This window comes from Sphingomonas sp. DC4900 (genome assembly GCF_049896485.1).
In the GTDB taxonomy this organism is placed as follows: domain Bacteria; phylum Pseudomonadota; class Alphaproteobacteria; order Sphingomonadales; family Sphingomonadaceae; genus Sphingomonas; species Sphingomonas aquatilis.
Map to the genome: position 1 here is coordinate 1 of NZ_JAFCUK010000030.1, position 10,041 is coordinate 10,041.

The window sequence follows — 10,041 nt, forward strand, 5'->3', positions numbered from 1 at the left end:
TCGACCGTGACTTTGCCGTCGACCTTGCCGACGTTAACGATCGCCATCTCGCGGCGTTCGAGGAAGGGGTGGCCCGCCGCCGACGCCGGCTCGGTCTGGTCGGGCAGCTTGACGCTGCCGCTCGCCACCGCGACGCCGCCGATCACGAAGCGTTCGGCATGCGTGTAATTCAGCACGCACTCGCCGTCGCGGAACAGCCCCTGGATCAGATAGCGGGCGCGCAGCTCGTCGTTCGACACGCACTCCATCATGTCCGGATGCGTCGCATAATAGGTCCGGTCGTACATGGTCACTCCTTCGGGCCGCGCGGGGCGGCCATGCTCTGGTCGATACGATAGGCGCGGCGAACGAGGCCGGCGGTCAGTTCCTGCGCGAGGTCCGCCGCCTCCCAGTCCGCGATGCGATGTTCGGCGACGAGTCGCGCCAGGAAGGCACAGTCGACACGGCGCGCGACGTCGTGCCGCGCGGGGATCGACAGGAAGGCGCGCGTGTCGTCGTTGAAGCCGACGGTGTTGTAGAATCCGGCGGTCTCGGTCGTCATCTCGCGGAAGCGGCGCATGCCTTCGGGACTGTCGTGGAACCACCAGGACGGGCCCAGCTTCAGGCACGGATAATGACCGGCGAGCGGCGCGAGTTCGCGCGCATAGGCGCTCTCGTCCAGCGTGAAGAGGATGATCGACAGATCGGTCGAGGTGCCGAACCGGTCGAGCAGCGGTTTGAGCGCGCGGACGTAATCGGTGCGCGTCGGGATGTCCGCACCCTTGTCGCGGCCGTGACTGGCGAACAGACCGGCATTGTGGTTGCGGAAACTGCCGGGATGGATCTGCATGACCATGCCATCCTCGATGCTCATCGCCGCCATTTCGGTCAGCATCTGCGCACGGAACAGCTCGGCGTCCGCCGGGGTCCAATCGCCGCCGACGATCCGCGCGAACAGCGCTTCGCATTCCTGCGGCGTCAGATTGGCGGTCGCTGCCGTCGGATGGCCGTGATCGGTCGCGGTCGCGCCCGCCGCGCGGAAGTGGGTGCGGCGCTTGCGGTGGGCGGCGAGATAGCCCTGCCAGCCATAGACGTCCTCGCCGGTCAACTCGGCGAAGCGCGCCATCGCCGGCACGAACGCCTCATGTTCGACGTCGATGACGCCATCGGGGCGATAGGTGGTGACGACGCGTCCGCCCCAGCCCGATGCGTGGATCGCATGATGCGCATCGAGGCTGTCCTGCGCGCCCTCGGTCGTCGCGAGAAAATCGATGCGGAAGCGATCGAAGAGCGCGCGCGGCCGAAACGCATCGGTGGCGAGCGCCTCTCCGATCGCGTCGAAATAGAGGTCGGCGGTTTCCGCCTCCAGCGCCACCTCGATCCCGAACACCTCGGCGAAGACATGATCGAGCCACAGGCGCGAGGGCGTCCCGCGGAACAGGTGATAATGGTCCGCGAACACGCGCCATGCCGCGCGCGGATCGGTGGCAGGCACGCCGCCTTTGTGCGGAATCGCCAGCGCGTCGAGCGCGATGCCTTGGCTGTAGAGCATGCGATACAGATAATGATCGGGCGCCAGCAACAGCGAGGTCGCGTCGGTCCAGTTCGCATTCTCGGCGAACCAGCGCGGATCGGTGTGGCCGTGCGGGCTGACGATCGGCAGGTCTGCGACACCGGCATAGAGCGTGCGCGCGATGCTGCGCGTCGTCGGATCAGCCGGAAACAGGCGGTCGGGGTCGAGGCGCAAAGCCCGGGCCATCTCTATCCTCTCGAAGCGCCCTTCGGCAGGCGGCTGCCAGCTTGGTAACCGGTGTCAAATCGCGACGCAACCCCCAGCCTCATTCGCGCGGCGCCGCGACCGAGGCACGACGGATCAGCGTCGACAGAAAAAGCGAGGGTTCTTCCACGTCCGGTTCCTGCTCCATGCCGCCTGCGATCAGCTTCAGCGCCGCCGATCGCGCCATGGAGGCGATCGGCCAGCGCACCGTCGTCAGCGGGGGCCAGACATGCGCGGCGATCGGCGTGTCGTCGAAGCCGATGATCGACAGGTCACGCGGAATCTCCAGGCCGCGCTGGCGGGCGGCATGGATCACGCCCGCCGCCATCTCGTCGTTCGAGGAAAAGATCGCCGTCGGGCGCGGCACGACATCGAGCAATCGCTCTGCCGCGACCAGCCCCGAATCGAACGTATAATTGCCGTCGGCGATCATCGATCGCGGCAGCGCGATCCCCGCCTCCGCCAGCGCATCCTCGAAGCCCTGCCGCCGCTCGCGCGCCGAGCGGAAGCCGTGCGGGCCCGCGACCAGGCCGATGCGCCGATGCCCCTGTTCGATCAGATAGGCGACCGCGCCCTGCACCGCCTCGCGGTCGTTGGAGGCGACCATATGGTCGGCCGCATCCAGCACCGCCGACCCCATGCGCACATAACGGCAGCCGATATCGTCGCACAGCTTCGCCACCGAATCGTTCTCGCTGATCGGCGGCATCAGCAACACGCCGAACAGGCGCTGGCGTTCGAGGAAGTGGCGCAGATCCTCCAGCATCGTCGCCGAGCCGCGATCGAGCGGGCGCACCACCATTTCGAATTCGGTATCGTGCAGCGCCTCCAGCATGCCCTGCTGGACATTCATCACCGTCTGCGCATTGGGATTGTCGTGGACGAGGCCGATCAGGAAATTGCGGCGCAGCGCCAGCGCCCGCGCTTGCGGATTGGGGATATAGCTAAGATCCGCGATCACCTCTTCGACGCGTTTGCGCGTCTCTTCGTTGAGCAAGGGCGAACGGTTGATGACCCGGCTGACGGTCTTCTTCGATACGCCGGCGACGCGCGCCACATCGTTGATCGTCGGCTGGCCGGTCTTCTGCATGGCACCGGGTGTAAAGCGGGCGAAACGATCCCGCCAGTCCCACGCCCTTGCAAAGATCGTCCGGACAGGACACATCTGACACCGGTTACCGAAACGAATGTCGAGAGGATGGCATGGCGAGGGCATGGAAGGTGGCGCCGACCGATACGGTCGCCACGATGCTGGACGACGCACGCGCCGGCGACACGCTGACGGTCGACGGCGCCGGGGACGCGACCGGCAGCGCGATTACGCTCGCCGACGATATCGCGCGGGGTCACAAGGTCGCGCTGCTGCCGATGGGCGTCGGAGCGCCCGTCCTCAAATACGGCTTTCCGATCGGCCATGCCACCGCCGCCATCCGGTCCGGCGCGCATGTTCACAGCCACAATCTGTCGACCGCGCTCGATGCGACGCTGGACTATCGATTTGCGCCGGCGCCCGCAGCGACCCTGCCGCAGGCCGAGGCCCCGACCTTCATGGGCTATCGTCGTGCAGACGGGCGGGTTGCGACGCGTAACGAGATTTGGGTGCTGCCGACGGTCGGTTGCGTCGCGCGGACGGCGCAGCGGATCGCGGCGGGCGCCGCGGCGCAGATCGGCGATGCGGTGGATGGCGTCCACGCCTTCACTCACCCGCACGGCTGTTCGCAGCTGGGCGATGACTTGGGCGGCACCCGCGCGATCCTGGCCGGACTGGCGAGCCATCCCAATGCCGGCGGCGTCCTGATCGTCGGGCTGGGCTGCGAAGAGAATCAGGTCGCGGCGTTGCTCGATGCGGTTCCGGCGGCACATCGCGGCCGGGTCCGCACGCTGACCGCCCAGCTCAGCGCCGACGAGGTCGAAGAGGGCATCGCTGCGGTCGTCGCGCTTGCCGAGGCGGCACGGGCGGACCGCTCGCCGTGCCCGCTGAGCGATCTCGTCCTCGGCGTGAAATGCGGTGGATCGGACGGGCTGTCGGGCCTGACGGCCAACCCGCTGGTCGGACAGATGAGCGACCGCGTCGTCGGGGCGGGCGGGCGCGTCGTCTTCACCGAAATTCCCGAGATTTTCGGCGCCGAACAGACGCTGATGGATCGCGCCGCCGCGTCGCAGGTGTTCGACCGGATCGTCGGCGTGGTGAACGGTTTCAAACGCTATTTCCTCGATCACGGCGAGCCGGTGTCGGAAAACCCCTCCCCCGGCAACGTCGCCGGCGGGATCACGACGCTGGAGGAAAAATCGCTCGGTGCCGTACAGAAAGCCGGGCGGGCTCGCGTGGGCGCGGTGATCGATTACGGCGAGGAGGCGACGCAGACCGGCCTGACCTTGCTGGAGGCGCCGGGCAATGATGCGGTATCCTCCACCGCCCTTGCCGCCGCGGGGGCGACGGCGATCCTGTTCACCACCGGACGTGGGACGCCGCTGGGTTTCCCGGTGCCGACGATCAAGATCGCATCGAACAGCGACCTTGCCGCGCGCAAGCCCGGCTGGGTCGATTTCGATGCGGGCGCGGTGCTCGACACCGGGTTCGACGCCGCATCCGAGGCCTTGCTCGCACGCATCGTCGCGGTCGCGTCGGGTGAGGCCACCGCCGCCGAACGCAATGGCGAGCGCGAGATCGCGATCTGGAAACGAGGCGTCACGCTATGAGACTATCCCGCGCCACCCTGCCTCAGGTCCCGGCCGCCATCGCCGCGCCGCGGAAACGGCCGGAGGGCAAGATCGGCATCGTACATTTCGGCCCCGGCGCCTTCCACCGCGCGCATCAGGCGACCTATATCGACGATCTGCTGGCACGCGACCCAGACTGGGGCATCGCAGCCGTGTCGCTGCGCAGCGCCGGCACGGTCGAAGCCTTGGCCGCGCAGGACGGCCTGTATACGCTCGCGCTGCGCGACGCCGAGCCGGCCATGCGCATCATCGGGGCGCACAAACGCTTCCTGGGGCCCGACGATCATGCGGAGGTCGCGGCGCTGCTGGCCGACCCCGACGTCCGGCTGGTGACGATGACGGTCACCGAAAAGGGCTATTGCCTGCGGGCCGATGGCACGCTGGACATGACCCACGCCGATATCGTCCACGATCTGGCGGGCGCGCCGCCGCGCAGCATCGTCGGCTGGCTGGTGGCGGGGCTCGCCGCGCGCCGGGCCGCGGGCGTCGCTCCGTTCGTGGCGATGCCGTGCGACAATCTGGCGAGCAACGGGCGCAAGCTGCACGCCGCGCTCGTCGCCTTCGCCGCCGCCCGCAATGCGGACCTTGCGGCATGGATCGCCGAGACGGTGCGCGTCCCCTCCACGATGGTCGATTCGATCACGCCGGCAAGCGATGCGACGTTGCTCGCCGACGTGGCCAACGCGATCGGCGTGGACGACGACGCTCCCGTCCAGCGCGAGGCCTTCGTCCAATGGGTGATCGAGGACGTCGGGGCGGACGCCATCACGGCCCTGGGCAGCGTGGGTGCGACGCTGACGCAGGATGTCGCCAGCTATGAGCGGGCCAAGCTGCGTATCCTCAACGGCGCGCATTCGACCCTTGCCTATATCGGCCTGCTGCGCGGCGCGACGAGTGTGGCCGAAGCGATGGCGGACGGCCCCCTCGCCGCATTCGTCGCCGCGATGATCCAGCAGGATATCGCACCGATGCTCACCCCGGTGCCGGGCTTCGACCTCGACGCCTATGCGGCGGCAATCCTGACCCGGTTCCGCAATCCCGCGATCGTCCACCGGCTGGACCAGATCGCGCAGGACGGTTCGCAGAAACTGCCCTATCGCCTTGGCGACACATTGGTCGCCAACCGGCAGGCGGGGCGTATGCCCACCCATGTGGTCCGCGCGCTCGGCGGATGGGTCGCATTCCTGATGGCGCGCGCGCGTACGGACACGGCGATCGTCGATCCGGCGGCCGAAACGCTGCGGTCGATCGCGCGGCAACAGGACGTGGCGGCGGTGGTCGACGCGCTGATCGCGGCCGGACATCTCGTGCCGTCCGCCATCGCTGCCGACACCGAGGTGCGCACAGAGATCACCGCCGCCGCGACGGCCGCCGCATCGGCGGACTGGCCGCGATTTTTCGCGTGAGGACGCTTGCGATGCTTGCCAATGACACCGGTTTCCCATATCGATCCGATAACGACGAATGACATGGGAGGGGCTGCGGTGAAGCCGGACAGCGATATCGCGCAGGTTGCGCAGGCGTTCGTAGAGGCGCGACGGACGGCCACGGCTTTGCCGGACTATCCGGGAACGATTCCGCACGATCTGGCGAACGCCTATGCGGTCCAGGATGCCGCGCTGGCGCTCAGCGATCGTCCGGTCGCCGGCTGGAAGGTCGGCCGGATCAACCCGCCCGCCGAAGGGTTCGACCGCCTGGCCGGCCCGATCTTCGCCGATCAGGTGACCGACGCCGAGCATTGCGAGATGCCGATCTTCGCCGATGGCTTCGGCGCGGCGGAGGCGGAATTCCTGCTGCGCATCGGCCGTGCACCCGATCCGGCGCAGCGTGACTTTTCCATGGCGGACGCCCGCGCGCTGATCGATGCGGTGCATGTCGGCATCGAGATCGCGAGTTCCCCCTTCCCCGGGATCAACACCAACGGGCCGACCGTCACCATTTCGGATTTCGGCAACAATAACGGCCTCGTCATCGGCGCCGCGATCGACGGCTGGCAAGATACCGACCTCAATTGCTGGCCGGTCGCGCTCTACATCAACGATGCGGAGATCGGCACCGGCATCGCCGCCGACATGCTCGACGGCCCCTTCGGCGCGGCGCGTTTCCTGTTCCAGCATCTCGCCGCACGCAATATCCCGGTTACGGCGGGACAGTGGATTTCGACCGGTGCAGTCACCGGCGTCCATCAGGTCGCCGTCGGCGACCGGGTGGAGGCGCGGTTCGACGGCCGCCTGTCGATCCACTGCACGATCACCGCGCAATAACGCGCCATCCCACGACGAACGGCCCGCCAAGAGGCCGCTGACACAGGAGAGACAGACCGATGGCAACGATCGAAGCGCCGGAGGTCACGGCCGCACCCGCCAGCGTCGGCCGCTATCGCTGGGTGATCTGCGGCCTGCTGTTCGCAGCGACCGCGATCAACTATGTCGACCGCCAGATGATCGGGGTGCTGAAGCCGACGATCTCGGCCGAACTCGGCTGGTCGGAAACGACCTATGCCGACGTCATCTTCTGGTTCCAGGCCGCCTATGCGATCGGCTATCTCAGCTTCGGGCGGATCGTCGACGCGGTCGGCGCGCGGATCGGCTATTCGATCGCCTTCGTCATCTGGACGCTCGGCCATACGCTGTGCGGCTTCGTCGGCTCGGCGTTCCAATTCTCGGTCGCGCGCTTCATTCTGGGCATCGGCGAAAGCGGCAATTTCCCCGCGGGCCTCAAATCGGTGACCGAATGGTTCCCGGCGAAGGAGCGCGCGCTCGCGACCGGCATCTTCAACGCCGGCGCCAATGTCGGCGCGGTGGTGACGCCATTGATCGTGCCGGTCATCACGCTCGCCTTTGGCTGGCGGATGGCGTTCATCGTGACGGGCGCCGTCAGCCTGTTGTGGCTGGTCGCCTGGATCGTGCTGTACCGCCGCCCGCGCGAGAGCACGAAGGTGTCCGCCGCCGAGCTCGCCTATATCGAAAGCGATCCCGCCGACCCGGTTCAGAAGATCGGCTGGCTGAAGCTGCTGGGCTATCGCGAAACCTGGGCCTATGCGCTCGGCAAGTTCCTGATCGATCCCATCTGGTGGCTGTTCCTCTTCTGGACGCCCGATTTTCTCGCCAAGACCTATCACCTCGACCTCGTCAGCTTCGGGCCGCCGCTGGTCGTCATCTATCTGATCTCCGACTTCGGCAGCATCGCCGGCGGCTGGTCGTCGTCGCGGCTGATGAAGCGTGGCTTCACCGCCAATGCAGCGCGCAAATGGACGATGTTCGCCTGCGCGCTGCTGGTGACGCCGATCTTCTTCGCGCAATATGTCGACCATCTGTGGCTGGCGGTCGCGATCGTCGGCCTCGCCACTGCGGCGCATCAGGCCTTCTCGGCCAACCTCTACACCATCCCGTCGGACATGTTCCCGCGGGCGGCGGTCGGATCGGTGGTTGGCATCGGCGGCACGGTCGGGGCAATCGGCGGCATGATGATGGCGAAGTTCACCGGCTATATCCTGCAGACGACGGGCAGCTACACGATCATCTTCGCGGTGGCGGGCAGCGTCTATCTGATCGCGGTCGGCGTCGTCCATCTGCTCAGCCCACGCCTCGCGCGGGTCGACGCGTTGTGAAGGGCGGCCGGCGTTCGCTGACCTCCGCGCTCGCACTGGCGACCGCCGCCCTTACGGCAACGACGGCGCAGGCGCAGGAGACATCGCCCGGCCTGCTGTTCCACGCGCCGCTCGACACCGGCTTCGACGCGACGGTCGCGCACGGGGAGGCCGTGCCGAACTTCCGCGCCAACGTGCGCATCGTGCCCGACGGTGCGATCGGCGGCGCGGCGCATTGGGCGGACGACGGCTATGTCGCGTGGCGGGCGCCGGGCAACATGCGCGGCACGCGCGGCACCCTCTCCTTCTTCTGGCGTGCGCGTGAACCGCTGGGCGAGGCGCCGTTCGTCATCTTCCGCGCCGGCTTCGCCGATCACACCAGCTGGGACATGGCGTTCCTGCGGATCGACTGGAACGGCCACGGCTTCGACGCCTTCGTCACCGACACGAACCTGTCGCGCATCCGCGTCTCGTGGCGCATGCCGACCATCCCCGATGCGAAGGCGTGGCAGCATATCGCCTTCGCCTGGGACGAGACCAAGGGCGTGACGCTCTACGTCGATGGCAAGGAAGTCGCGCGCAAGGATCATACCGCCGACCTCGACACCGGCCTCGACCAGTTCGGCCTGGCGGGGCGCGTGCTGGCGCCGCATCAGGTGCAGAGCCGCTACAATTTCATGCGCGGGTCCGACGTCGACGATATCCGCGTCTATGACCGGATGCTCTCCCCCGCCAACGTTGCCGCGCTGGCGGCGAAGACGGAACCGGGTCCGCTGCCCGCTGCTGATCCGCAAGCAGAGCGGCAGGCATGGCTGCACCGCTACGGCTGGGACAAAGGCTTGCCGCCTTTGCTCGACGCGCCGGTCACCCGCGTGCGCAAGGTCGAATTCGCGGATGCGAAGGACCTGAAGGAATGGATGTGGAAGGGTGTCGACGGCATCGCCGAGACGACGTGGCCCGGCGTCTACAACCGGTCGCGCCTGCCCGGTCGCGACGATTATTTCGAGCTGCCCGACTGGAACGTCTATGTCGAAGGCGGCAAGCGCTACGACCTGACCGTGCCGGCGGGCGAACGCTTCAACCGCGTCGAACTGCGCGGCGCGGCCTATGGCAGCCTCAGCTGGACGGGTGACGGCAAGGACACAATTCTCGCCACCCGGCCGAAGGGCGTGGTGCGCAGCGTCGACCAGTTCGCACCCCGCACCGGTGGCACGCTGCACTTCACCAACGTGATGCAGGAACAGCCGATCCAGGAGCTGTGGGCCTATGACATCGGCGCCGGCACCGAACCGGCGGGCAGCTTCAAGCTCGACTATACGATCCGGGCCGACATGGCGCCGACACTCGCGGCCCTGGCACCGCTCAACGGCTTCATCGCCGGCCGCTACGCTCCCGACGAGCGCGCCACGGTCGTCGCGATGCCGACCGCAGGCGTAAAGGCTGCGGTCGGTGCCGGCGCGGCGGGCGGTGGCGGCACCGTGGCGCGCCCCGCCGGCATGGCGCCGATCGTCCATATCCTGATCCCGGCGACCCTGGGCGATGCGCTGCCCGACCAGCCGGTCGCCCGCGCCTTCGATTACGGTTGGCAGAATCTGCGCGACGGGCTGGACGGCATCGCGATCGACCTGCCCGCGCTGCCGGGCACCAAGCCGGTCGCACTCGACATCCGCGTCAAGGACCCGATCTGGCCCGAGCGCGACATGATCGACCTGTCGGTTACCGTGCCACCGGGGCAGAAGCGCACGCTGTGGCTCGACCTGCGCGATCGCATCCTGCCCAACGACAGCCTGTATCTGTCGATCGCCGCGTCCGACCCCGCTTTCTCCGCCAAAAGCCTCGACGGCGCGCGCATCCGATGACGGTCCCCCGGTTTCTCATCCGGGCATGATGCGAGTTTCCGGTTTGCATCCGTCGGGGTTAACCCCGACGGATGCAGCATATTCGGCTGGCGTGAGCCAGCCAAGCGCCGTGTGAG

Annotated in this window: 7 protein-coding genes and 1 pseudogene; 5 read left to right on the plus strand and 3 right to left on the minus strand. The window is 67.7% G+C overall.

Annotated elements, in window-relative coordinates; genetic code table 11:
* From ACP690_RS17815 to ACP690_RS17825, 3 genes and pseudogenes are all read right to left on the minus strand, one after another.
* Positions 1 to 287 (minus strand): annotated as a pseudogene (locus tag ACP690_RS17815) (5-dehydro-4-deoxy-D-glucuronate isomerase); the annotation flags it as partial.
* Positions 288 to 289: 2 nt separating this feature from the next.
* Positions 290 to 1,738, minus strand: coding sequence for a glucuronate isomerase (gene uxaC, locus ACP690_RS17820; RefSeq protein WP_426261883.1), 1,449 nt, complete (start codon positions 1,736 to 1,738; stop codon positions 290 to 292).
* 79 nt (positions 1,739 to 1,817) lie between these two features.
* Positions 1,818 to 2,846, minus strand: coding sequence for a LacI family DNA-binding transcriptional regulator (locus ACP690_RS17825; RefSeq protein WP_147037164.1), 1,029 nt, complete (start codon positions 2,844 to 2,846; stop codon positions 1,818 to 1,820).
* 113 nt (positions 2,847 to 2,959) lie between these two features.
* On the opposite strand from ACP690_RS17825, the gene ACP690_RS17830 reads away from it, so the two are divergent.
* The 5 genes from ACP690_RS17830 to ACP690_RS17850 all read left to right on the plus strand — a co-directional run bounded on the left by ACP690_RS17830 (position 2,960) and on the right by ACP690_RS17850 (position 9,925).
* Positions 2,960 to 4,456, plus strand: coding sequence for a UxaA family hydrolase (locus ACP690_RS17830; RefSeq protein ID WP_426261884.1), 1,497 nt, complete (start codon positions 2,960 to 2,962; stop codon positions 4,454 to 4,456).
* The gene (locus ACP690_RS17835) at positions 4,453 to 5,883 is read left to right on the plus strand and encodes a mannitol dehydrogenase family protein (RefSeq protein WP_426261885.1); all 1,431 of its coding nucleotides are present in this window, start codon (positions 4,453 to 4,455) and stop codon (positions 5,881 to 5,883) included. The genes ACP690_RS17830 and ACP690_RS17835 overlap by 4 nt, the downstream gene beginning before the upstream one ends.
* A 63-nt stretch (positions 5,884 to 5,946) precedes the next feature.
* Positions 5,947 to 6,741, plus strand: coding sequence for a 2-keto-4-pentenoate hydratase (locus tag ACP690_RS17840; protein WP_426289883.1), 795 nt, complete (start codon positions 5,947 to 5,949; stop codon positions 6,739 to 6,741).
* Positions 6,742 to 6,800: 59 nt separating this feature from the next.
* A complete protein-coding gene (locus tag ACP690_RS17845) occupies positions 6,801 to 8,087 on the plus strand; it encodes an MFS transporter (protein WP_426255102.1) in 1,287 nt (428 codons plus the stop codon).
* Positions 8,084 to 9,925, plus strand: a complete 1,842-nt coding sequence (locus ACP690_RS17850) for a LamG-like jellyroll fold domain-containing protein (protein ID WP_426261887.1) — start codon at positions 8,084 to 8,086, stop codon at positions 9,923 to 9,925. The genes ACP690_RS17845 and ACP690_RS17850 overlap by 4 nt, the downstream gene beginning before the upstream one ends.
* Positions 9,926 to 10,041 lie beyond the last annotated feature (116 nt).

Excerpts from the sequence above, each read along its gene's own strand:
- uxaC (WP_426261883.1), bottom strand. The coding sequence starts at position 1,738 with ATGGCCCGGGCTTTGCGCCTCGACCCCGACCGCCTGTTTCCGGCTGAT.
- ACP690_RS17825 (WP_147037164.1), bottom strand. The coding sequence starts at position 2,846 with ATGCAGAAGACCGGCCAGCCGACGATCAACGATGTGGCGCGCGTCGCC.
- ACP690_RS17830 (WP_426261884.1), top strand. The coding sequence starts at position 2,960 with ATGGCGAGGGCATGGAAGGTGGCGCCGACCGATACGGTCGCCACGATG.
- ACP690_RS17835 (WP_426261885.1), top strand. The coding sequence starts at position 4,453 with ATGAGACTATCCCGCGCCACCCTGCCTCAGGTCCCGGCCGCCATCGCC.
- ACP690_RS17840 (WP_426289883.1), top strand. The coding sequence starts at position 5,947 with ATGGGAGGGGCTGCGGTGAAGCCGGACAGCGATATCGCGCAGGTTGCG.
- ACP690_RS17845 (WP_426255102.1), top strand. The coding sequence starts at position 6,801 with ATGGCAACGATCGAAGCGCCGGAGGTCACGGCCGCACCCGCCAGCGTC.